Annotated in this window: 23 protein-coding genes; 7 read left to right on the top strand and 16 right to left on the bottom strand. The window is 35.8% G+C overall.

The genetic code is table 11. From position 1 onward, the window contains the following. Nucleotides 1-55 precede the first annotated feature (55 nt). Both CZ809_RS09460 and CZ809_RS09465 read right to left on the bottom strand, forming a co-directional pair. Nucleotides 56-1,702 (bottom strand): SulP family inorganic anion transporter, encoded by a 1,647-nt coding sequence (locus CZ809_RS09460; protein WP_080157288.1) that lies wholly within the window; start codon nt 1,700-1,702, stop codon nt 56-58. 395 nt (nt 1,703-2,097) lie between these two features. Next, the gene (locus tag CZ809_RS09465; RefSeq protein WP_080157289.1) at nt 2,098-3,309 is read right to left on the bottom strand and encodes an MFS transporter; all 1,212 of its coding nucleotides are present in this window, start codon (nt 3,307-3,309) and stop codon (nt 2,098-2,100) included. 80 nt (nt 3,310-3,389) lie between these two features. Between CZ809_RS09465 and CZ809_RS09470 the strand changes: the two genes are divergently transcribed. Continuing rightward, on the top strand, nt 3,390-4,358 hold the full coding sequence (locus CZ809_RS09470) for a LysR family transcriptional regulator (RefSeq protein WP_210434281.1): 969 nt from the start codon (nt 3,390-3,392) through the stop codon (nt 4,356-4,358). A 32-nt stretch (nt 4,359-4,390) separates the two neighbouring features. On the opposite strand, the gene CZ809_RS09475 is transcribed toward CZ809_RS09470, so the two are convergent. The 6 genes from CZ809_RS09475 to CZ809_RS09500 all read right to left on the bottom strand — a co-directional run bounded on the left by CZ809_RS09475 (nt 4,391) and on the right by CZ809_RS09500 (nt 10,069). Beyond that, entirely contained in the window at nt 4,391-5,767 is a 1,377-nt protein-coding gene (locus tag CZ809_RS09475; RefSeq protein WP_080157292.1) for an ATP-binding protein, read from the bottom strand. Between the two features lie 6 nt (nt 5,768-5,773). Next, entirely contained in the window at nt 5,774-6,451 is a 678-nt protein-coding gene (locus tag CZ809_RS09480; protein ID WP_080157294.1) for a response regulator transcription factor, read from the bottom strand. Nucleotides 6,452-6,527: 76 nt separating this feature from the next. Further along, nucleotides 6,528-8,120: a phosphoethanolamine transferase gene (locus tag CZ809_RS09485; RefSeq protein WP_080157765.1), complete on the bottom strand. Its 1,593-nt coding sequence runs from the start codon at nt 8,118-8,120 to the stop codon at nt 6,528-6,530. 376 nt (nt 8,121-8,496) lie between these two features. Then, nucleotides 8,497-9,267: an EAL domain-containing protein gene (locus CZ809_RS09490; RefSeq protein ID WP_080157295.1), complete on the bottom strand. Its 771-nt coding sequence runs from the start codon at nt 9,265-9,267 to the stop codon at nt 8,497-8,499. 9 nt (nt 9,268-9,276) lie between these two features. Beyond that, the gene (locus CZ809_RS21550) at nt 9,277-9,588 is read right to left on the bottom strand and encodes a helix-turn-helix transcriptional regulator (RefSeq protein ID WP_080157297.1); all 312 of its coding nucleotides are present in this window, start codon (nt 9,586-9,588) and stop codon (nt 9,277-9,279) included. Between the two features lie 178 nt (nt 9,589-9,766). After that, nucleotides 9,767-10,069, bottom strand: coding sequence for a helix-turn-helix domain-containing protein (locus tag CZ809_RS09500; protein ID WP_080157298.1), 303 nt, complete (start codon nt 10,067-10,069; stop codon nt 9,767-9,769). Nucleotides 10,070-10,498: 429 nt separating this feature from the next. Between CZ809_RS09500 and CZ809_RS09505 the strand changes: the two genes are divergently transcribed. Beyond that, nucleotides 10,499-11,041, top strand: coding sequence for a DUF3332 domain-containing protein (locus tag CZ809_RS09505; RefSeq protein WP_080157300.1), 543 nt, complete (start codon nt 10,499-10,501; stop codon nt 11,039-11,041). Nucleotides 11,042-11,131: 90 nt separating this feature from the next. Here CZ809_RS09505 and CZ809_RS09510 read toward each other — a convergent pair whose 3' ends face one another. From CZ809_RS09510 to CZ809_RS09520, 3 genes are all read right to left on the bottom strand, one after another. Then, the gene (locus tag CZ809_RS09510; protein ID WP_080157302.1) at nt 11,132-12,295 is read right to left on the bottom strand and encodes a lysozyme inhibitor LprI family protein; all 1,164 of its coding nucleotides are present in this window, start codon (nt 12,293-12,295) and stop codon (nt 11,132-11,134) included. Nucleotides 12,296-12,544: 249 nt separating this feature from the next. Beyond that, nucleotides 12,545-12,793, bottom strand: a complete 249-nt coding sequence (locus CZ809_RS09515) for a hypothetical protein (protein WP_080157766.1) — start codon at nt 12,791-12,793, stop codon at nt 12,545-12,547. Between the two features lie 68 nt (nt 12,794-12,861). Further along, entirely contained in the window at nt 12,862-13,347 is a 486-nt protein-coding gene (locus CZ809_RS09520; RefSeq protein ID WP_080157303.1) for a hypothetical protein, read from the bottom strand. A gap of 166 nt (nt 13,348-13,513) precedes the next feature. On the opposite strand from CZ809_RS09520, the gene metC reads away from it, so the two are divergent. Continuing rightward, a complete protein-coding gene (gene metC, locus CZ809_RS09525) occupies nt 13,514-14,701 on the top strand; it encodes a cystathionine beta-lyase (RefSeq protein ID WP_080157305.1) in 1,188 nt (395 codons plus the stop codon). Nucleotides 14,702-15,212: 511 nt separating this feature from the next. Further along, nucleotides 15,213-15,905, top strand: coding sequence for a 2,3-diphosphoglycerate-dependent phosphoglycerate mutase (gene gpmA / locus CZ809_RS09530; protein ID WP_080157306.1), 693 nt, complete (start codon nt 15,213-15,215; stop codon nt 15,903-15,905). A 110-nt stretch (nt 15,906-16,015) separates the two neighbouring features. On the opposite strand, the gene CZ809_RS09535 is transcribed toward gpmA, so the two are convergent. Beyond that, nucleotides 16,016-17,482: a protein adenylyltransferase SelO gene (locus tag CZ809_RS09535; RefSeq protein ID WP_080157308.1), complete on the bottom strand. Its 1,467-nt coding sequence runs from the start codon at nt 17,480-17,482 to the stop codon at nt 16,016-16,018. A 380-nt stretch (nt 17,483-17,862) separates the two neighbouring features. On the opposite strand from CZ809_RS09535, the gene cfa reads away from it, so the two are divergent. After that, nucleotides 17,863-19,005: a cyclopropane fatty acyl phospholipid synthase gene (gene cfa / locus CZ809_RS09540; protein WP_080157309.1), complete on the top strand. Its 1,143-nt coding sequence runs from the start codon at nt 17,863-17,865 to the stop codon at nt 19,003-19,005. Between the two features lie 59 nt (nt 19,006-19,064). Here the strand turns inward: cfa and CZ809_RS09545 are convergent, their stop codons facing one another. Further along, nucleotides 19,065-20,459: a hypothetical protein gene (locus CZ809_RS09545; protein WP_080157311.1), complete on the bottom strand. Its 1,395-nt coding sequence runs from the start codon at nt 20,457-20,459 to the stop codon at nt 19,065-19,067. Nucleotides 20,460-20,785: 326 nt separating this feature from the next. Here CZ809_RS09545 and CZ809_RS09550 point away from each other — a divergent pair, with 326 nt between their 5' ends. Beyond that, a complete protein-coding gene (locus CZ809_RS09550) occupies nt 20,786-21,628 on the top strand; it encodes a CvfB family protein (protein WP_080157312.1) in 843 nt (280 codons plus the stop codon). A 99-nt stretch (nt 21,629-21,727) separates the two neighbouring features. On the opposite strand, the gene CZ809_RS09555 is transcribed toward CZ809_RS09550, so the two are convergent. Genes CZ809_RS09555 through moeA form a run of 3 tightly spaced genes read right to left on the bottom strand, consistent with a single transcriptional unit; the run spans nt 21,728 to nt 24,040 of the window. Then, on the bottom strand, nt 21,728-21,967 hold the full coding sequence (locus CZ809_RS09555) for a glutaredoxin family protein (RefSeq protein ID WP_369925039.1): 240 nt from the start codon (nt 21,965-21,967) through the stop codon (nt 21,728-21,730). A gap of 25 nt (nt 21,968-21,992) precedes the next feature. Then, entirely contained in the window at nt 21,993-22,760 is a 768-nt protein-coding gene (moeB, locus tag CZ809_RS09560) for a molybdopterin-synthase adenylyltransferase MoeB (RefSeq protein ID WP_080157313.1), read from the bottom strand. A 47-nt stretch (nt 22,761-22,807) separates the two neighbouring features. After that, a complete protein-coding gene (moeA, locus tag CZ809_RS09565) occupies nt 22,808-24,040 on the bottom strand; it encodes a molybdopterin molybdotransferase MoeA (protein ID WP_080157314.1) in 1,233 nt (410 codons plus the stop codon). A gap of 310 nt (nt 24,041-24,350) precedes the next feature. On the opposite strand from moeA, the gene folE reads away from it, so the two are divergent. Further along, on the top strand, nt 24,351-25,004 hold the full coding sequence (gene folE, locus CZ809_RS09570; protein WP_080157315.1) for a GTP cyclohydrolase I FolE: 654 nt from the start codon (nt 24,351-24,353) through the stop codon (nt 25,002-25,004). The last annotated feature ends 51 nt before the right edge of the window (nt 25,005-25,055 follow it).

A 25,055-nucleotide genomic window follows, 5' to 3' on the forward strand; every position in this document is an offset into this window, starting at 1 on the left:
TACTTTATGCAGCGTAAGTTATGGCTGTCCCATCTCTTATCTCTTTTGTTTCTTCTTATATTGAACGATACGCAGTAATTGCAGCCTCAATACTGGTATATTCTGTTTTTTGATCTAATATCGCCAATAAGTTAGTTGTCTTAACTAAACGCCTAAATCGTGGATGTTCAATATTAACAAACAGTAATGTGACGTTTCGATGAGCTAGTTTTTGATTCAATACTTCAATTTTATCAACAGCAGTTAAGTCCATATCACTAATACTGCTGGCATCAATAATGACTAAACGCAATAGAGGACGGGTATTGGCTAAGTTTAAAATACGCTCTTCAAAGTATGAAAAAGTGGTGAAATATAAAGGTGCTGAAAAGTGAAGTACAGCAACATCTTCTTCTGCGGATAAGTTATGTTCTGGATTTAAACGTGAACGGTGTCCCCAGTGATCACAGTGTGGTTCTCGAAATAATTCTTCACAGTTTGGGCGAGTAATAATAAATATACTATGTAGTAATGATAAGAAAACACCAAACATGACGCCAATATCGATACGAAAAGTCACGATCATCAAGATGGTTGTTAAACATAAATAGAATTCTTGACGGTTTTGATGATAGATACGTTTAATTTCATTCCATTTGAAAATACTTAAACCGACATACACTAAAATACCGGACAATGTTGCTTTAGGTATCAGATGAAAAGCGCTTTGTGCATATAACAAAACCACACAAATAACCGCCGCTGAAAATAACGCCGCCCATTTTGAATGCGCACCACCTTGTTGAATTAACATGCTACGTGGTGGACTCGCATTTCCAGGGAAGCCACCAATTAAACCTGATAATACAGAACCTAAGCCGATGCCAGCAAAGTCACGGTTAAAGTTAGGGGTCGTATTACGATCTTTAATGGTACTTGATACCGCAGAGGTTTGAACGATACAAATCATTGCGATTAATAATGCTAATGGAAAAATCGTTAATGCTTGATGCCAAGGTAAACCAATAAAAGCCCAATGAAGTTCAAAGCCAGCCGGGTTTGATAAGGTTGGAATATGAATGTTCTTTGCATTTAAGGCCATTTCAATGGTGATACTGATAGCCAAGGCAATCAGTGCTGCGGGGAAACGTTTATATTGGCGACTAAACCAGAAGATAAAGGCAAACACGCCGCCACCGATGAATGTCGTGATAAGATTCAGTTGTGTGATGTGTTGCGCTAAGTGGTAAAGCGTTTGAAATGGCGATGCTGAACTGTGTGGTAAACCTAATATTGACGGTAATTGGCTAACAATAATATGAATCGACACACCGGCTAAAAACCCTAGTGTGACCGGATAAGACAATAAATTAGCCACCCAACCTAATTTAAATATATATACCCCCAATAATATCGCTCCAACAAGCAATGCTAATAGTGACGCTAATGCCATATATTGCACGCTGAATAATGTGGCGTAACTGGCAAGACTCACTGCAAAAATAGGGGCGATGGTTGAATCTGCACCACAAGATAAATAACGGTTACTACCAAAAATGAAAAAGCCAAGGCTGGATACAACAAAAACGTATAATCCATAAATAACAGGAAACCCAGCTAAATGTGCGGTCGCCATTTGAGCGGGGAGGGCAATGGCAGCGACGGATAATCCTGCAAAAATATCCTGACGCCACGTCATCATATTATGTACTCTATTTTGCATTTGATACTCCGATATCAAGATGACGTTATATAATCGGCGTGCATAATCTCATTCTTTATAGGAATGTCAAAATAGATAATTCAGAAAGATCTTGGTAACACTTTGAATTGACGAAGATAAATGCATTATAGTCACAGATAAAAGCAATAATGATTATCTTATTTTGTAGATGATCTTCTTTTATATTTCATATAGTTAGGTGATACTTGTGACAAGAAAATACTATAATAATGATTTTATAAACAAAATGAAGCGAGTGACATAATTTTATGTGTCACAAGGCTTTAAAATAGTCAGTGAGTAATGGGATCAACATACTGGATATATAGAATATACGATGTATTATTTAAGATGAAGTGAAGAGTATTACCTCATCACTTCATTGCTAGAAAGATTTAGACTGCGTGAGTACTTGAGTTTGATTTTAATCGAACAATTAATGCGATTAATGGCGTTACGATAGCAAGCACTAAAACGCCGTTCCATCCTACATGCTGGTAAAGATAGCCGCCGAAAGCTGATCCTATTGCCATGCCGATAAATACAAATGTAAACAAGATCGAATTAAGGCGTCCTCTGGCTTCAGGTTTTAGGCTGTAAACAATCGTTTGATGTGATACTAACGATGCGTTAATACCAAAATCAAACAAGATGACACACACAACTAAAAACGCGATCTGAAAATGTATGGCGAGTAATGGAATAAAGAACATCGCGATAAACGATAATATAACAATGCTAATCGTCAAGAAGAGTATTTTATTTGCACCTAAACGGTCGGCTAGTCCGCCAGCTAACGGTGCTGCGATAGCCCCCGCGGCTCCAGCTAATCCAAATAGCCCCGCAGTGGCACTGCCTAAGTTGTAGTTATGTAATAAAAATACCGCGAGGGTTGTCCAAAATGCGCTAAATGCAATTGATAGTAATCCTTGAGCGATAACTGATTGTCTTAATTGCGGATATTGATGCCATAATGGTTTTAATGATCGCATTATCTGTTGATAAGTAAGTGTGTTTTGAGCCGGCATAGTGGGTAATGAAACCCAAAAATACACCATTAACATCATGATAGAGGCAGCGGCTAGTTGAAAGATAGCTTCCCATCCCCAAAATTGACCAATAATACCGCTAAAGACGCGCGATAAGAGTATGCCTGACAATAAGCCTGTCATGACAATACCAACTGATTTTCCTCTTTGACTGGGTGGTGCGATTGCAGTGCTTGCGAGCACGATATCCTGTGCTGTTGTTGCTAATATTCCAATGAGTAAGCTTGTTATTAATAAACTTGGAAAAGTGGCACTAAGGCTACATAAGCCCAGTGCACCACAAAGCAACCCTAATTTAGTAATGATCAGCTTTTTTCGATTGATCATGTCACCAAGAGGAACTAGAAAAAAAATACCTAGCGCATAACCGATTTGCGTTAACGTTGGAACCAGTCCGACTTCACTGATTTTTAACTGAAATGCATGTGATAATAAGCCAATGATAGGTTGGCTATAATAAATTGAAGCGACACTAAACCCTGCGCCAACGGATAAGCCAAAAAGCTGTTTAAGCGGTAATATTTCATTGTTTTTTATTATGTTGGTCTGCGCTGTCATTGTGTATCCATGAGTGGAAAAATGTTCGATAGGAATATGCCTGAACAGAACGTGCTTTTATAGAGGGCGTTATCGTAATATTGTTATACACTCAGCGTATGAATATAAATAACCCTAAAAATCTCGATCGTATTTTGTTACTGACAACGTGGGTGAGAATTGTTGAAGCTGGAAGTTTAAGTGCTGCAGCTAAACAGTTAAAGACGACTCAACCTACCGTTAGTCGACGGTTACAATCGTTAGAACAGATATTTAAGTGCAAGCTAATGCTACGCACGACGCACCAGTTAAAATTAACCGATGAGGGAGACACTTGCTACCAGCATGCTAAGCAGTTATTAGAGCAGTGGTCGATATTAGAAGATTCGGTAGGGAGTGATACTGCAAAAATTAAAGGCCGATTGAGAGTAAGAGCGCCACATGCTTTTGGACAGCAACAATTAATCAAACCGTTAATGGAATATTTAACCCTTTATCCTGAAATGCGTATTGATTGGCTCTTGAATGATATATCACCTGACTTTCTTGCTGACAATATTGATTGTGCTATTCATGTTGGTGCGATTACAAATCCCAATGTTGTGGCAAAACTGATCGGCTATGTGCCACGTATTATTGTTGCAGCACCGAAGGTAATAAAAAAACACGGTGATATTAAGAATATTTCTGAGTTACAGCAATGGCCTTGGATCGCGGTTAGTACATTTTATAATCATGAGCTAATACTAAAGAATACGCTATCAAATGAGTTATCGGTATTAGGGCTTGATCCGATTCTATCAACCGATAATCTTTATTCAGCATTGGAGTGTATTAAAGGTGGGCTTGGTATCGGTGCAATATCATCATGGTTAGTTAAACCTTATTTACTGACCGGCCAACTTGTCCATATGGTAGAACATTGGCAAGCAGATCCATTACCTATTTATTTTGTTTATCCCTATTCAAATTATTATTCGAAAAGATTGCGGTTGTTTATGGAAGTCATGACGATAGGGATCCAACAAATGATCGGAATAGATCCTAACGGTGATTATTCTAATCTGTAGATACCTATCGATAAGGTGTGGTTTTATTCTCTTTATTTAGCAATAGATACTGTAACGATAAAATCACCCTTTGTTGTTTGTGTGATTGATAATGGGTATTGATTAATCTTACAAATATTATTAACAATAGATAGCCCTAAGCCGTAGCGATTATCATCTGATCTTGAACTATCGTATTGATATAAAGGTTGAACTAACTTTTTGATCTCAGTTTCTGAATAGTTAATCGTTGCAACATTGATCACTTCGATAATGATATTGTATTGATTATTTAGTACATTTATTTGAATGTTTGAGGCCAATGGACTGTAAAATAATGCGTTATCGATAATATTAGTTAGAATGGTTTTTAAGCTAAATTCATCGGCAATAATTACTGTATTTAGTTGTATTTTAAGTTGTATTCTATTAGTTATATTTTGATATTTAAACGTAAGTTCATGCTGAATGCTATTTAGTAATAAGGTGATATCAATTGGCTCTTTGTAGAGTTCAATGGTTGATGATGTACGTTGAAGTAATAATAAATTTTCAACAATGACTCGCATTCTATTAGAAATCTGTAAAATATCATCAGTAAATGTTTCTGCTAATCTAGCATCATTAGGAAAGCGCTGGTGGACTTCAGTTAACGTAATGAGCTCTGCAATAGGTGTTTTTATCTCATGAGCAATATCAGATGTGATTCGCTTTTCATTTTCAATACTATTGCGATGAATTATAAGAAAGTTATTTAATTCTTTAATGATTAAATCTATTTCTGAATAATGTTTCTGCTCGTAAAATGAAAAGTTGCTATTTGAATAAGCGTTATTATTGTTGAATTTTTTAATTTGTCTATTTAACGATTCTAAAGGATGTAAGCCTTGCTGAACAATTTTTTTAGCAACGATCCTCATGATTATCATAGATAATAAAAAACTGCCAATGAGTAATATATCTAATATACCTGTAATACGATCCAGACTCTTCGTTGATGTGGAGACTGTAATATACATATAGTCACTTGAACCATCTTTATTTCGTTGAATATATGAAGATAGTAGTGCTTGTCCTGACTCATTGTTTGGCATTGTTACATCAACCAATCGATATGAATTTACTGGGATTTTAGGATGAACTAAGTCTAATTCAGGATAAGGGCGAAGGGATGCTGAACGTTTGATTGTTTGGTTGTTCTTCCAGATTTGATAAACATAATTACTCCCAGGATTATCCAGTCGGGATGTGATGTCTTCATGAGCTAAGATTTTAATTTGGCTGGTTTTTTCTTTTAATTCTATTTTGAATTGTTGCTGAACCCAGTCATCAACACTGACATCAACAAAGGTAAATACAATGATAATAAATAAACCAAAAATCGCTGAGATAGAATTAATGAGATTTCTTTTTATTGAGCGTGTTTTCATTATTACTTATCCCTCAATATAATAGCCAAAACCGCGTTTGTTTTTAATTGGAAAGGTAGCATCAATCATCTTTAGTTTTATTTTTTTACGTATTGTTGATATGTGCGCTTCAATAGTATTTTTAGAGATATAATCAAAATTATTAGCAATATTATCGCTGATCATTGATGTACTCATCACTTGATCTTTATGGTTGAAAAGGTATTCAACTATTTTAAATTCATTCGGTGTTAATTCTATGTCTGTGGTCTCATAACGTAGGGTCATTTTATTTGAATCTAATATAAAGCCATTAATAGTGATCGTGTTTGTGAAGTTATTAATTAAACCACGGCGGGAGACAGCAAGGATTCTGGCATGTAATTCATCAAAAGAGAATGGTTTTGTAAGATAGTCATCAGCACCTTGAAGTAGACCATCAATACGATCTTGACGCTGATTGTTGGCTGATAAAATAATTATCCGCGTTTGAACCGCTGATTTTCTTAATTGCTTGAGTATATCCATGCCATCGATACCGGGCAGCATGAGATCTAAGATAATAATATCATAAGGATTATTGAGTGCTAAGCTGAGTCCATCAGTACCATTACTAGCTTCATCAGTTGTAATGCCTAAGTTATTGAATCCTACAACTAAACTGCGGCGTAATGCGGATGAATCTTCGATGATCAATAGCTTCATTATATACTCAAATTGAAAATGTATACCTATACGAGATGTATAAGTATACATTAAATCATAATGTTATCTTAGTTGATTAAGATGGAACTCTACAGCTTGCGCTAATATCAAGTGCGGGGTTGATCACTTTAGATTGGACGCCATAAAGCCCTAATAGACTATGGAACAAATTGTCATGTGATAGATGGCCAATATCCTCTTTATTTCTTAAGCAACTAAGATTAATGCCTTTTTGTTGAGCATATTGAGTTGGGATCCATAATAACCATGGTACATGTTTTTGTTCTTTCGGTGCGATTGGAAAAGGTGCTCCGTGTAAATAGAATCCATTTTCCCCAAGTGATTCACCATGGTCTGACATATATAGCATTGCTACATTGTATTTAGCTTCGTTTTTCTTCAATAATTTAATCACTTGTTCATCGACATAGTCGGTGTAGAGAATAGTATTGTCATAAACGTTTTTAATTTCTTGGTCAGTACAGTTTTCAATATCACTACGGTTACAAGACGGTTTGAATCGATCAAACTGTTTTGGGTAACGTTGGAAATACGTTGGACCATGGCTACCAATTAAGTGTAAGACTAATAATTTGTTCTTATCGTCTTTATTAATAAAATCAGCGGCTTTCTTTAGCATTACGCCATCGTAACAACTTGTTCCATCACAGTATTGATTGTGTTGTGACGTGTCAGTTGCTACATACGGTACTCTCGCTGCAACGCCTTTTGAACCACCATCATTATCAATCCATAATACTTCAGCGCCAGCGCGATGGATAATATCAACGGCATTATCTTGGCTGTAAGCGCGATCTTGATTGTAGTGAGCACGCGTTAAATTAGAGAACATGCAAGGAACAGATAGTGCTGTATAAGTACCGCAAGATTCAACATTTTTAAATGAAATAATGCCTTCGTTTTTAGTGTAAGGATTAGTATCTCGTTTATAGCCGTTGTAAGCGTAATCATAAGTACGTGCGGTTTCGCCTAACACCATAACAAATAAGGTTGGTTTGTGGTTTTTAGTTGGCAGTAGTTTTGCATCTAAGCCTTGTTTTTTGTAGGGTAGAGGTTTGTAAATAAACTCTTTGTATAAGTATTTTCCGCCCGCGTATACATGACCAGGAATGATCATACGGTTTAAATAATGATTATTACGACCAACCGCGGCATAACTTTTATAGTTAGTCAGAGCAATAATTAGCAGTGCTGTTGTTGCAATGCCAATAAGTATAATTCGAGCAATAATTTCTTTAAAAATACTTTCACGCTTAGTGATTTTTACACAAGCGATCCAAATACTGGGTAGTAAACCAAATACGATAATATAGGTTATCGAGTGCAAATTAACATACGATAGTGCTTCATCTGAACGTGTTTGGAAGATGCTTTCGATAACTGCATTATCAAATAAGGTGTGGTAATTGACTTCAGCAAATAAAGCCATTGATGATGTTATAACTAAAAAAATCATGATGGCTTTAAAAATATATGGCCAACATAAGCAGCTGAAAATGATGATAAAAGCAGCAGTTAAAACAATAGGCGCAGTATAAGGAAATACAGGATTAGAGACTGTATTACTTAATGAGAAAATCTTTTCTAATGTCGGAAAGTTAAAACATAATGAAAAATAAAGGGATAACCATACTATAAAAGTTGTCATTTTTAAGTGGAAAATATTGCGCATTGTTTACTCTGTGTCAAATAACGAATGCTGCTATTATCTTGAGCGTAACTTAAGGCTTACTTAAGAATGATCACTGAAAGCATAGAATAGAGGTCATTTTGTGTGTTAGCGATGCTATATTATTCCATTAAGTGTGATTCTCATTTTTGGTTATAGTATCTAAAGATTTTATTTATATATTATGCATAATCAATGTTGTGCACACCAGATCGTGATGTTGCTACTGTAAAATAAAATGCTCACAATATGCCTTTGGGGGATTTTATGTGTGTCAAATTGTATTTAAGATTAGCGGTGCTTTGTTGTTAATTATACTATTTTAGTAGAGTAAAGCACCGTAATTAATAAAGTGTCATTTGTTTTCTAAATTACTATTTATTAACAGTGGTTGTTGATATTGCGTATCAGTTAGAGGTACAGGTTTGGAAAATAGATATCCTTGATACATTTCTATATCTAATGTTGCTAATATTTTAAAAACATGTTCATTTTCTACACCTTCAGCGATGATCGGTAAATTAAAGTAATGTATTAATTGTATCATTGACTGCAAGGACTCTCGTTTTTGAACGTCATTATCAATATTTCTGACAAACATTTTATCAATTTTGACGTAATCAAAAGGGTAGTCAAATAATCTATCATTGATATTATTACCACAACCAAAATCATCAAGTGCTATTTTTATACCTTTGATTTTCAAATAATGTAGTATTATTTTAAAGTCATTAGCATTACTAATGTCATCGTTTTCTAATATTTCAATAACAATATTAATAAAAACATTTAATTCTGTTAATAGATTAATTACAGATATAGTTAAACTATGACTATAAATATTTATAGATAGAAATAATTCCTTATTTTGATGTACTGTAAAATGCTTAATGAGCTGTTGTAATAAACTAATGGTTAAACTTTCAGACAGTGGTTGATCATCTTTTATTATTGGGATAAATTTCAAGGGTAATTGAATTTCGTGTTCAGATACAATCCATCGAGCAAGTACTTCAAATCCAACTAACTTTTTGTTTATATTAACTATTGGTTGTATAAACGGTTGTATTTTATCTGTTGCAATCGCATTTTTAATTTGTGCTTTTCGAGTAGCAATGCTGTTCATTTTTGGCCATTAAGACAAAGGATTATTTTTGTTTTGTTCGATGAGTAACTCTAGTAATTCAATATAGTGTGCTTTTTCTATATCTGTTTTTCCTTGGAATAAAAAGATAAGTGTATCTAGTTGGTTTGGATGACACTCATTATAAAAGAAGGTGATATTTTTTTTAGTTATTAAAGATATATTAAATAAGATATCGGACCGTGGCACTCGGGTTCCATTTTCAATATCAATGTAGGATTGTCTTGAAATATTTAGCAGTTCCGACATTTCTAATTGTGATATTTTTGATACTATTCGAGCCGTTTTTATATTGTTATGCATGTAAATTAGTTGGCATCTCCAGATGTTAAATCAATAAGTGATGATAATTCTTTAATTTTTAAATAGTATAGATCGAGAAGTTGTTCTATATCTGATAAATCATCATTTAATATTTTTTGTTGTATGAAGTTTCGCATTATTTTTACAGAAACTACGCTTTTATCATAATGTCTTTCTATCATAAACTGTCGCTAATGAGCTCTTCTTCTATTTGTTTGATTAATAATGATAAAATATCATTACTAACGTTTTTCTCAATGAGAATATTTTGAATTTTTTCTATATGTCTATCTTTCGTGTGATAAAAATAACTGATGTTCTTTCCTGATAAAATGGATAGTTTTTTTATAATATCTGCTTTAGGTGATATATCACCACGTTCAATTCTAACTAAGGTACTTCTAGAAATGCCTAAAGCCAAGGCCATATCACTTTGTGACAGTTTTAATGAATATCTAAGCCTAAGAATTTTTATATTCATTTTAAAGTTATTAGCTAGCAGAATATTTGTGTATTCTACAATATGCTTCTGTTTTTTTTAAATAAAATAATAGCTAAAAATTGTTTTTGTATTAAAAATAGGACACCTATTAAAAGTGCTATTAAGTATTGATTAATTCTTTATTGGAATATAATTTAGTAAGGGAAACTTATGTATATCTAATAGCTATTTTGAATTTATTATCACTTTGATTAAATAATTAGTTCATTTTTTTATTTTTTTTTTATAAAATAATTATTAGATTCTCAAATAGTGATAATGAAGCATAAATAGTGAATTTATAAAGTGTGACAATGCTGTTTCAAATGAAACATTTGTTATTACTTATTTGCTCGTAATCAATGTTCAAAACCCTATAATCCGCTCGTTTTTGATCTCATCAAGTTATACGTTCGGAGTTGGTTTTAAATGAAAAAATTTGTACTTAAAGCAGTAGTAATTACAGTATTGGCTACAACACTTACAGGCTGTATTGGTCAAATGGGTGTATCAAAGGTCGTGACTAAAGCTAACTTATCTGCTGTTGATAACCGTTATGGGCGTGCTGGATTATATGTACTCTTAAGTCCTGTATATGGTATTGCAGCTGCTGCTGATTTATTTATCTTTAACTCAATTGAGTTTTGGACGGGTAAGAATCCAATTACGGGTAAATCACCAGCCGTTGCAGATATGAAAGTAAAAACATATATCAAACTGAATAGTATGTTAGATCGTTCTTTAACCACGGTTCCTTTGGCTAGTGTTCAACAAAGTGATATTGAAGCGGCGACGTTTAAACAGCTTGATGATAATAGTTTAGAAATGCAGGTTTCTCACAATAATGGCACAACAACATTATTACGTGGAGAAAAAGCAGGTGATGCCGTTAATTTTTATTTAGATGGTAACTTTATTACGGCTGTTACTATTGCCGATCTTGATCAGTACGCTGATTTACAAGCGTCGTAATAAATTCATTATCTAATTAAGTTATTAAATTTAAACCGCATATTTATTTCAAATATGCGGTTTTTTTTATGTCTAATACAGTTATGGCAATTAAGGTAATGTTATTTTTTCTTGGGTCGTAGTGCGAGTACTACAGTTAAGAGAATCTTCTGTTCTTGGGCACTGACTACCAAAACTATGTTGGGTTGTAGTGATTGTCATTGTGTGACTTGCTATGTTGATATTTTTAATCGCATAGCTGGTATCAGAGTGCTCTTTCGTCATTAACACTTGATCTGTGTTTACATTTTTAATGACTAGTTTTCCGTTATTAGAACCACCGCCTGGTTGGGGGTAGTTAGGTAATAAGGGGGAGTTCTCTAAATAGGCAACGCGGGTACCATTAGCATAGAAATGTGCATTAGCCGGTGCTAAATAATGTTGTGTAGTTGTTGATAGTTGTTGTTTATCATTATGAATAAGTACGTCATAGCCATAATTAATATTACCACCACCGGCACCAGATGGTCTCATCATCGCTTTTAGAATGATGTTTTTACCATTAGGACTAAATTTATAAGGAATAAAGATAGCACTACTATTACCTGTTCTACTAGTGGTGGCTAATGTACCAATAATATATGGATGTTGATTTTTTGCATCAGAAGCAACGAGCTTGAGCTGCCAGTTACTGCAACGGTTATTTTTAAGTGCACTGCATCCAACGAATGTTCTCACTACAGTATCACATTGAGCATTAACCAAAGATTTAGCGTAAACGTATTGACTTGGAATTAATTGAGTCACATTTTTAGGAGGGCGACGGGTAATACCTGAGCATTGTTGAGTATTATTTTTTACGCTATTTGCATATTCTCGTAATGACCCATTTAAACGTTGCCACTTTTTACTTACTGTCATTAATGCTGTTGCATTATGCTTTATATCATATAATTGGCGTTGAATATTAAGTTGAATACAACCTTCCATATATTTTTGTTGGTTGCATTGTTTTTTTATATGTTCATGCCATTGATTTTGCGTATTTGTTGTTACCACTTGATCAACAGGGGACTGTGTTTTTTTTAATTGTGTATACGCTTGTTCAAGTTGGTTATTCATTTTGGTTAATGCTGAGGAAGCGCAGATCGTTTTTTCTATTGCAGAAGCTGGGCTATTGCATTGCAGACCTTGAGCATTAACGTTAAAACTAATGATAAGAGCATTACCCATCATCACCAAAGGTAATAATGGTTTGTAAGAGGATAATGGCATGATAATGTCCTTAATATTTCTATAAGTGATGTTTGGCGTTATCTTGCCGTAGAGGTAAAAAATAATGTATTTAATATTAAAACGGATAACGATATTTATAAGATGAATATATTTCTATATTATTGTCTGATAATAGTCTATTAACTTATAAAATTGCAAACCATTGTATATTGGTTTTTTTTATTGATAAAAACGCCTGCCATTATTGAGCAAGCGTTTTTGTATATCAAAGAGAGATAATCGTATCAATTAATGTGTGCGGCGGGGGCCTTTGCTCACTAATTCTTTACCGTTTTCAAATACAGCATCGCTCACCCAACGCCCATAAATAAGCTGATGTTGGTTATTAAAAACAGCAACAAAGTGACGACCATCAGTATTGTTAGTTGCCATACCGATACCTTCGACACCCTGTAAACCTAGACCGCCGTTTTCAACTGAAAGCAAAAAAGCTTCTAGTTCTTCAAGACTATCGATAACACTTAGTTCATTATTAATCATTTTTGTTCTCTTTTACGTGATTACATGTTGCGATAGCGTATTTTAAGGAAAAACGACCAATTACACTAGCCTAATTGTTGAGATAACAATAGTGCAGCGACAATGAAACCATCTTGACGTTGATTATTGCCTTCAATATAAGCATTCGCAATTGTACTGTTATTGGTTGATAACCATAAGGTTCCATCAGGTTTAATTACTGCATTGGCAACGGTGCCATGATTATCTTGTAACCAAATTTGATTACCACTACGCAAGATTGCAAATGGAGGTTGAGTGCTCGTTTCATTAATCCAAAGATGGTTGTTTTTAAGGATCACAACACCTTGGTTATTCGTTAATGCTTGAATGATCTTATTTTGATCCATTTGATGAAAAATAATAAAGTTTGGTGTTTGAGTTTCATTAGTCGGTAACCAAACTTGATTGTTTTTTATTATTGCATTTGGCGTAATGCTTTTACTGTTGCTATTTAACCAGATATTACTTTCAGCGAAAGCATGGCTAGAAAATAGTATGGTGAGCAGGATTAGATGATATATTTTTTTCATTGGATTATGACCATCAATATAGAATATGAACAATATACATTATTAAAGTTCTGTTGTGATGATCGAAGAGTAGTAATTAATAACTTTTAGTTTCTAGTTAGATACGGTTATTCATGCTATACAATGAATATTCAATAACATACTGACGACACATTGAGGGAGTAACATGTCTAGTCATAAAATAAATACTCAACTGATTACGGCAGGAAGATCGAAGAAATTTGGTTTAGGAGCGGTGAATAGTGTTATTCAACGAGCATCTTCATTAGTGTTTGATTCTGTCGCAGATAAAAAGCAAGCCACGATCAATCGTGCTAATGGTGAATTGTTTTATGGTCGTCGAGGCACATTAACTCATTTCTCATTACAACAAGCGATGGTTGAAATAGAAGGTGGTGCTGGGTGTTATCTTTATCCTTGTGGCGCGGCAGCTGTAGCGAATTCAATTTTAGCATTTGTAAAAGCGGGCGATCATTTGTTAATGACGGGCGCGGCTTATGAACCAACTCAAGATTTCTGCAATGTGGTATTAAAAGGGCTTAATGTTGATACTACATATTATGATCCTCTCATTGGCGCTGGTATTGCGGACAAAGTACAGCCCAATACTAAAGTGGTATTTTTAGAGTCACCAAGTTCTATTACCATGGAAGTGCAAGATATTCCGGCTATTGTTAAAGCGGTTAGGGCGATTAACCCTGAAGCGGTGATCATTGTTGATAATACATGGGCTGCTGGAGTGTTATTTAAAGCACTTGATCATGATGTAGACATATCTGTTCAAGCGGGCACCAAATATATTGTGGGCCATTCTGATGCGATGTTAGGTACTGCTGTTGCAAATAGCCGTTGCTGGGATCAATTGCAAGAACGATCATATCTGATGGGGCAAATGGTGGACGCTGACACTGCTTATGTCGCAGCCCGTGGCTTACGTACGATGGGAGTGCGTTTAAAGCAACACCATGAAAGTAGTATTAAAATTGCAGAGTGGTTAGCACAACACCCTCAAGTTGAACGAGTTAACCATCCCGCGTTACCTAGCTGTAAGGGGCACGAATTTTTCCTACGTGATTTTAATGGTAGCTGTGGTTTATTCTCTTTTGTGTTAAAAAAACGTCTTGATAGTCATCAGATTGCGGATTTTTTAGATAATTTTAAACATTTCAGTATGGCGTATTCATGGGGGGGCTATGAATCTCTTATTTTAGCCAATCAACCTGAAGAACTTAATCGTATTCGCCCTGCGGGTAAGGTTGATTTCGAGGGTACATTGGTACGCGTTCATATAGGATTAGAAGATTGTGACGATTTGCTTGATGATCTTGCGCAAGGGTTAATGCGTATTGCTTAACTTTTATAAATTAAACGTCTTAGCATCAGTATGTTAAGACGTTTAATTGGTTTTAGCTATTGCAACAATAGCTATAAATTTTGTATTGCATTATCTATTTTTTATTTACCTCAAAAATATTATTATTCATTTAAAATCATATTCTTATTGTTACTTTTGATATTGATCAATGGGTAGCTATTCTTATTTATTCTGTTTTTAGCTCTTGCTACGGAATTTACCAGTATTGGCGCTATTGCCATGATGAAACGAGAGTGGTATCTTTTTTGGTATAGATAAGAATGATTATCAATAAGATTTAGCATTTAAGAACCCGTTATTAATAAATATCATGACCTAATGAAGCATATGAAAGCGTGATAAGGTAATAATTGTTTACTATTTATTGTTGTTTCATACTAGGTTTTTTTATTTTTAATTACTATTAATAAGATTATTAATTAACACATATATCCCAATAACAGTAATTAGCGCCGATCTTAATATCAAAAATAAAAATATAGAGGTTGCTATGAAAAACACTCGAATTGTTTTAATCCGTCATGGTCAAAGTCAGTGGAATAAAGAGAACCGTTTTACAGGTTGGGCTAATATACCATTAACAGAACAAGGTGAAGCAGAGGCACATATAGCAGGTAAAAAATTAATAGAAAATAATTTTAAATTTGATTTTTGTTATACTTCAATGCTGAACCGTGCGATAAAAACGTTATCAATTGTTTTAGAAGAGCTTGATTTATTATGGTTGCCTGTTGATCATTGTTGGCAATTAAATGAACGCCATTATGGTAATTTGCAAGGCTTAAATAAGGCTGAAACAGCAGAAAAATTTGGTGATGAACAAGTGTTTACGTGGCGTAGAAGCTATGATACACGACCACCAGCCGTTGATAAAACCAGTTACTATTACCCAGGTAACGATAAGCGATATGCAAATCTTACTATTGACGAATTACCTGTTGGCGAATCACTGAAAGACACTTATGAACGTGTTATACCATTTTGGAGCGAGGAAATTGTTCCTAAAATAAACAGCGGAGCTGATATTCTTATTGCTGCTCATGGCAACAGTTTACGGGCGTTAATGAAACATCTTAGTGATATTGCTGATGATGAAATAACACAGATAGAAATTCCTACTGGAGTACCGCTAGTCTATGAATTAGACAGCAATTTGAAAGCAATAAAATATTATTATTTATAAGAGTACCTAAGTACCTAAGTACTTAATGAGTTAATGTCAAAAATAAAACCTCACTTCATGTTATTGTTGAAGTGAGGTTTTTTTATGCATAAATTTAACTGTTGGCGTTATTATGATGAACAACTGATTTCAAGATGCTTACCCCAATGTGGCGGCAGTTGAGCTAATATTTCTGCGTCTTCATGCTCATCAAAGGGGCGGGCTAATACCGTCATTAATTGATCTATGAGTTTATAATCACCTTGTTGTGCTTTTTCAATGGCTTGTTGGGCAAGGTAATTACGTAAAATATACTTAGGATTGTGTTGCTGCATAATAGCTAAACGTTGGCTATCATTAGGTTCAAGTCGCACCCGTTGCTGATAACGATCTAGCCACTTTTTAAGATCTGAAGTGCATTGGAATAATTCACTGAACAAAGGATTGCTATGAGGTAAGTCTGTCACCGTAATATATGACAATGTTCGAAAGAATAAAGTGTAATCAACATGATGGTGCTGTAACAATTGAAATAGATCTGAAAATAAGACGCTGTCGACATCGTCAGTTAATGTTAATCCTAATTTTTGACGCATGTTATGGCTATATAGCTGCTGTAACTGGTGTTGGTAATGCTCTAAACCATGATCTATAGCGTTTTTTTCTAAAAGTGGCGTTAGGGCGTAACCTAAAGCCGATAAGTTCCATAAGGCTATGGCAGGTTGTTGATCAAAAGCATAACGGCCAGAATAATCTGAATGATTACAAATATAATGAGGGTCATAATCGTCAAGAAAACCAAATGGACCATAATCAAATGTTAGTCCGAGTATCGACATATTGTCAGTATTCATGACGCCATGTGCAAATCCTACTGCTTGCCAAGCTGCTATCATTGTTGCAGTGCGATGACAGATCTGTTTAAACATTTCGGCATAAGGGGAGCTTGCAGTGGTTAATTCAGAAAAATGGTGTTCAATTACATAATCCGCTAAGTGTTGTAGTTCGGTATGTTGGTTACTATAAAATAAGTATTCAAAATGCCCAAAACGAAGATGACTTTCTGCAACTCGAATCAGTGTGGCGGCTGTTTCTATTTTTTCTCGTACAACCGATGTTTCGCTACCTATAATGGCTAAAGCATGTGTTGTTGCAATACCTAGACCTTCCATTGCGGCACTGGCAAGGTATTCACGAATAGATGAGCGTAAAACCGCACGTCCATCTCCCATTCTAGAATAAGGTGTTTTGCCTGAGCCTTTTAGATGTAAATCCCACTTAGCGCCAGCACTGGTAATGACTTCACCAAGTAGAAGTCCACGTCCATCACCAAGATCGGGATTATATTGCCCAAATTGGTGCCCACAATATTTCATTGCTAAAGGTGATAATCCTGCCAATGTTGCTTTACCGCTAAATACATCAACAAAGGTTGGCTCAAGTGCGGTAATGGAAGCTAGCTCAAGTTTTTCTGCTACAAGTGGATTAAAATGCACTAGAAAAGGGTTATCTAAAGGCTGTGGAGTAACCCGTGTCCCTAAATTATCAGGAAGATCACAATAGCTATTAGCAAATGTCAGTGTCGATAATGTTTTCATGGGCATACCTAAAGCTAAAAGGGCGTTATTTAAGCTTATCGAGTTATGATAAATAAACAAGGGATGAAAAGTAGGGGTATTAGTTATAATCATGTCAGAGTTTATTTTTTATAAAATTGACAGCTCTTTTAATAAAAAACAAAATAAGCATGTATTTATTAACCATTCATATGATGTTCATTGAAAATATATTATAAATAACGCACTTCTCTATATGTGGAATTATTTTATAGGATTTGACTGCTAATATTTTTTGTAATTTTAGATTTAAATAATGCATCTAATAATTTATTAAATCTTATTTTTCAAGAATTCATCTTGTCGCTAACCTTATTTAAAGGCAATTTGTCATACAAATTGTTATATAAGGAATATTCGCGATGACAAATGAAAAGTTTTTCCAAAATCTATTATCCCATGCTGATATTATTATTAATGGATCTCGCCCTTGGGATCTGCAAGTTCATGATGAACGATTATATGATCGAGTATTAACGGATGGTTCATTAGGCTTTGGTGAAAGCTATATGGATGGCTGGTGGAGCTGTAATGCGATTGATGAAATGATTAATCGCGTTTTACATGCTCGTATTGATGAAAAGCTGGATTTATCAACTAAACTTGCTGTTGGTTTAAAAATTGGCGCATCAAAAGTAAAACACCTTTTTAATCATCAAAGTATTGATCGAGTTACTAAGGATGTACCTTTCCATTATGATTTAGGTAATGACTTATTTGAGTCAATGCTTGATAAGCGAATGACATATACCTGTGGGTATTGGAAAGATGCAATCGATCTTGATAGTGCTCAAGAGGCTAAACTTGACTTGGTATGCCGTAAAATGGGGCTTAAATCAGGTATGCGCTTATTGGATATTGGTTGTGGTTGGGGCAGTTTTATGAATTATGCTGCAGAACATTACGGGGTTATTTGTGATGGTTTAACGCTGTCCAAAGAACAAGCCGCATTAGGTCAACAACGTGCTGATGATTTAAACCTTCCTGTGAAATTCATCCTTAAAGATTATCGTTTACATGAACCAGAGCAGCCTTATGATCGGGTGGTTTCTATTGGAATGATGGAACATGTAGGTCCTGATAATTATCCTGATTATTTCAACGCTGCTTACCGTTATCTTGCTGATGATGGAATCTTTTTATTACATACCATTGGTAGCCCAAACTCTAAAACAGAAACAGACGCGTGGATAAACAAATATATTTTTCCAAACGGTGTTGTGCCATCAATGACGCAGATTGGCTCTGCTGCAGAAGATTATTTTAATATTGAAGATGTGCAAAATATCGGCCCTGATTATGATAAAACATTAGTCGCATGGAACGATAAGTTTGAACAGAATTGGCCTAAAATATCAGAGCAATACGGTGAGAAATTCTATCGTATGTGGCGTTATTATTTATTGTCATGCGCAGGAGCATTTCGTTGCCGAGATCTTAATGTTTGGCAATTTGGTTTAACGAAAAAAGGTGCTGAATTACCGTTATGTGTACGTTCTAACTAAGATTTGAATAGAATGCATAACTGATAAAAATGCCCTCAAGATGAGGGCATTTTTGTAGGTTAGTTCTTTATATTGAGTGTTTGTTTAGGTTTTGATTTTTTAGGCTCTGGCGTAATGATGGCCTCAATATCAACAATTTTTGAACGACTCATAATGATCTTCCACCGTTGAATACGTACTGTTTTATCTTCGTCGGTTTCTTTGGTGATCAAGTTAATTAGATGTCTTTTCTCTACCGATTCTTTGGTTACTTGGCCATCTTTGAGTTGGTAAAGACGTTGTGAACCTTTTTCCATTAATGTCGCCACCGCTCGCATATCAAGAATAATAGATTCACGCGTTTGCTCGTAACCACTTAAAAACTTTGTGGGTGACATTCTGGTGGTACTTTTGTAATGCAAAATGGTTTCTTCACGGTGAGAGACATTATGCTTACGGGTTTTTCGAATAATTTCGGGTAAACTGTCGTAGTTTATAAACTCTAACCATTCAAGTTGTTGTCCAATAACATTACCTGTATTAGCATCAAAAAATTGCTTCTTCCACCGTGCTTTACCTTTTCTCATCCATCGCCATAACATGGTTTTTAAGTCATCTTTAAACACTTCACGTGCGGCATAAATGAATGACAGTACAACAATGAAAGAAGCGGTAATATCACCCAACATACCACGTGCTTTTATTAATATTAAAGTAACAAAAATCATCACAATACCCGCGGCAGCACCCGTTACAATCTTACGGGTATTTTTACCGAGCTCGATGGTTTTTTCATTCATGGTGACAGGGTATTCAATTAAACGGCGTAATAAACGCATTTTATTCGACATACGTGTTGGATCTTGCATCGCCCTGACTGAGTTATAATTGTTATCAGTTCGGTGCTGGGATTCCTTTTGACAGATTTCTAATAGCTGTGGCTTAATTTCATTGTACTCAGCTCCACGGGGTAGATGGGCGATGATTTGTAGAAGCCGTTGTTCTGTAAACCAAGATAAATAATTATCAATATTCTCGTAATATTTGAGCAGCTTTTTATCTGTTGGAATGTTGCGACGTAATCGCTTTAAAATTCGAACAGCCAATTGTGCCGCTTCTTCAATTTCTTCTTGTTTAGACTCACTACTATCGCCTAATAATTGCTGGGTTGTTTTTTCCAAGGCTAATGCATATTGGTAGGCATAGAGGCTTAAACTTAAACGATATTGTTCAATAGATAACTTGCCTCGACTTGCAAGGCGACTATGCACTAAAGGCAGATGGTTTATATCACTGAAATAAGTCCGTTTGCCATGAATGGCATTGTGATAAAACTCTTCTTCAGAGATGATATTGGCATTTAAACCCAGCTCTCCTGGGATAAAGATGTACATATCAAGCTGTCGATTAGTTGTTTCTTGAATCACATGAGATATTTTGAGTTTATGCCCATCTTTTTTATCGACAGTAATCACTTTTAATTAGCCCTCCTAGGCAAATGCTAAATGGCATAAATTGGTTGTCATTGAGAGTATATGAGAATATTTTTTTGTCCATTATTTATAAATCGCAATTATTGATGCTAATAGAATGAAAAAACATCAAATAATTGCAGATAGGTTGGGCGAAGGGTCGCAACATCACGTATAATGCCGATATCATAAGCGCAACCCGTTCATTATAACGTATTGCCTAGTCAGCGATAGTGAATTAATTATTGCGGCAAAAAAATTGATTGATAAAGATATTGAACCAACTGCACTGTAAGCGTGTTGTTGCCTATAAAGAGAGTACCTGATACATGATTAAAATTGGACAATACAACACTCTAGAAGTTATCAAATTGGTAGATTTTGGTGTGTTCCTAAATGGTGGTGATGATTTCGGTAATATCTTGTTACCAAAGAACACAGTGCCAGCAGGTACTAAGCTCGGCGACAAGCTTAAAGTTTTCATTTACTTTGACTCTGAAGATGAAGTCATTGCAACGACTGATGAACCATTAGTTGAAGTGGGTGGTTTTGCTAAATTACGTATTGTAGGTGCAACGACAATTGGCGCATTTGCTGATTGGGGTTTACGTAAAGACCTACTGATTCCATTTAGTGAGCAACGTCGTCGCTTAGAAGAAGGCGAAGAAGTGATGGTTCGTGTTTACACGGATCGTGCATCAGGTCGTATTGTTGGCTCTACTAAGTTCAACCGTTTTCTTGATAAAACACCTGCAAACTACAAAGTAGGCCAAGAAGTACAAGTTGTTATCGCTGAAACGACAGAACTTGGCTACAAAGCGGTAATTAATGGTGAGCATTGGGGTTTGTTCTTTAAAACAGAAGCCTTTGGTAAACTATTTATTGGTAAGCAACTAAAAGCGTATATTCAAGAAATTCGTCCAGATGGCAAAATTAACTTATCACTACAAAAAGTAGGCTTAGGCAAAGTTGACGATTTAGCGGATAAGATCCTTACGTCTTTAGAGATCAAAGGTGGCTTTATTCCAGTAAGTGATAAATCAAGCCCTGAAGATATTTTCCGTGTATTCCGTACCAGTAAAGCAACGTTTAAGAAAACGATTGGTGGTTTATACAAAAAAGGCTTAATTGTGATCGAAAAAGACGGTATTCGTCTGAATGATAACGATTAATCACTACTAGTTTCACGATTAGTGAACATAAAAAAAACCGACGTTTAACTAGAAATAGTAAATAATGTCGGTTTTTTTATGCATTTTGTTGTAGCTATATTAATCGTTGTCGTGCAATAGCTTTTCGAACTTAGTCATATTCCAGCCCATAAGCACGCTATCCCCAACTTTAATGACAGGGACAGAGCGAGCGCCTGTTCGGCTTAATTCTTTTCTGCCTTGTGGACTTGCTACATCGACTAAACGAAAAGGATAACCTTTTGTTTTCATATACTGCTGAGCATCTTTACAATGCGCACAGTTTTTCTGAGTAAACAGGGTAATACGTTTCATCATCATTACTTCGCTATTTGACGCTATTTGATTAGCTACACACAGAACAGTTTGGTTGCTTCATCAATTTCATTTCACGCCAACTCATGCTCATAGCATCGAGCATCAAGATCTTGCCCGTTAATGGCGTGCCAATATTGGTGGCAACCTTAATTGCTTCCATGGCTTGTACCGCGCCAACAATACCAACAACGGGTGACATAATGCCAGCTTCAACACAGGTTAATGTTTGTTGACCAAAGAGGGCGCTTAAGCACTGGTAGCAAGGTTCACCATCATGGTAGTTATAAACACTTATTTGGCCTTCCATGCGAATAGCAGCCCCTGAAACTAAGGGTGTTTTAGTCTCAAAGCATAAGCGATTTAATTGATTACGTGTATTAACGTTATCACAGCAATCCAACACTAAATCATGTTGTTTTATGAGTGGTAATAATTCGTCATCAGTTAAACGTTTTGCAATTGTCTTAACGGTTAAATAAGGGTTTATTGCCGTTAATGCTTGTTTTGCTGATTCAACTTTAAGCATACCGACCGTCGCATCTGTATGCAAAACTTGGCGCTGTAAATTAGAAACTTCAACTTTATCGTCATCAATAAGGGTGATCTTACCCACGCCAGCAGCCGCAAGGTATTGTGATGAGGCACAACCTAAACCGCCGGCACCTAAGATTAACATTGAAGCGGCTTTTAATGCTTCTTGGCCTTCAAAGTCAAATTGGCGCAGAATAATTTGGCGGTTATAGCGTAGCATTTCTGCATCTGATAATTCAGCACTGGTGTGTTGTTCTGTTGTCATAAGTGAAATTACCGTTATTAGCTGTTTATTCGTATATTAACGACAAATTAGTACATGGTGTGGTTAAACATTTCAATAGTAACGAGTTCGCCCGCCTCAACTCGGCCACGATCTTGTTCTAATACCACAAAGCAGTTAGCGTGGTGCATTGAACTGAACGCGCCAGAGCCTTGGTTGCCAGTTGTTGTTACTTCAAATTGACCATTATTAATGCTATAGATACCACGTTGGAAGTCAGTACGGCCTGGGCGCTTCTTAAACATTGAAGTTGCTTTAGCTTGTAAACGAACAGGGGGTTGATATTGGCTATGACCCGCTAGTTTTGCCAGCATTGGTTGTACTAATTGATATAAGGTCAGCATTGCAGATACTGGGTTGCCAGGAAGGCCACAGAACCATGCATTGTTAATCGTACCAAATGCAAATGGTTTGCCCGGTTTCATGGCAATTTTCCAAAAACCAATTTTGCCTTCTTGGTCTAAAATGTCTTTGGTGTAATCGGCTTCACCGACACTTACACCGCCAGAGGTAATTACCACATCGGCGTCTGTTGACGCGGTTACAAAGGCTTGACGTAGTTTCTCTGGGCAGTCAGGAATAATACCAAGATCTAATACATCACAACCAAACTTCTCTAATAAAGCCTTCATACCATAACGGTTGCTATCGTAAATCTGACCCGCTGCTAATGCTTCACCGACAGGGCGTAATTCATCACCAGTTGAGAAAAAGGCCACTTTAGGACGACGGTATACAGCAAAAGAAGCAATACCTAATGATGCGAGCAGTGGCATTTCACGTGCAGTTAAGCGAGTGCCTTTTACTAATACTGTTTCACCTAAATGAACATCATCACCAACTGGGCGAATGTTGTCGTTTGCTTTTGGCTTGATCGTAAACTGAATGCTATTGCCATCAACATGTGTTTCTTCTTGCATGATAACAACATCAGTGCCTGCTGGAATTTCAGCGCCTGTCATAATACGAACACATTGACCTGCTTCACAAGTGCCAGTAAAAGGGATCCCAGCAAATGATTTACCTATCATGGTTAAAGTATCGGTATGCTCAAGATCTGCGGCGCGAAGAGCATAGCCATCCATTGCTGAGTTAGCAAAAGGCGGTACATTGATAGGTGATAGAATATCTTCAGCAAGCACCATACCCATAGCATCAGTTAATGCTATCGTGGTGATTGTCGTTAGTGGTGAAACTTGAGTTAGAATATTATTTAACGCAGTTTCAACAGTCATTAAACCTGGTACGTCGCAGCATCCCATAATCGTATCCATTTTATTTATTCGTGATAATGAAAGTGAGCAGGTCTGAAAAATTCTCAGTTTGAGGTTGCATGTTTTACTCAGTTTCTTACTAAGTATTGTTCAGATTGCTCGTTATTGGGTAGTTTACCCTTTATTGACTACCGCTGTAAGGGATTGAATATACTAAAATACGCTGGAAGACGGTATTAGGAGGTAATTTGGTGGTGAAATTATTCTCATTTGGAGGTATTCTGCTAAGGATTTTAGCGCTGGCAAGGTCAGAAGGGTATGTCTTTTTTATTCTACCTAGGTCAGCTGGAGGAAAAGAATGACAGCATTAAGTGTATCTGCAGTACAAGTACGTGACGCCTTAGCCGCCCGTGATCTAGAAACCCCGATGACGGCTGATGTTGTAAGTCGAGAAGAAAAGAAAGAAAAAATTGAATACCATATGCGTGAGATCCTTTCACTACTAGCGTTAGATCTTACGGATGATAGCTTGGTTGAAACACCGCACCGTATTGCAAAAATGTATGTCGATGAAATTTTTTCAGGTTTGGATTACACCAATTTCCCTAAAATCACAGTGATTGAAAATAAAATGAACTGTGATGAAATGGTGCGAGTAAAAGACATTACATTAACCAGTACTTGTGAGCACCATTTAATTACCATCGATGGTAAAGCGACAGTTGCTTATATTCCACGTGGAAAAATTATTGGTTTATCAAAGATTAACCGTATTGTGCGTTTCTTTTCTCAGCGCCCACAAGTGCAAGAGCGTTTAACGCAACAAATTTTAGTAGCACTACAAACACTACTTGAAAGTGAAGATGTCGCCGTGACTATTGATGCAACTCATTACTGTGTTAAATCTCGCGGCGTAATGGATGCAACCAGTGTAACGACAACGACGGCACTTGGCGGGATTTTTAAACGTAATCCTGCTACCCGTGCTGAATTTTTAAGTGGTATTCGTTAAGCGCAGTGTTTGCTGTAACTGATTGTTATTTAAATGCTAGTCAATGAATGT

This window comes from Photobacterium piscicola, from assembly GCF_900166965.1.
GTDB lineage: Bacteria > Pseudomonadota > Gammaproteobacteria > Enterobacterales > Vibrionaceae > Photobacterium > Photobacterium piscicola.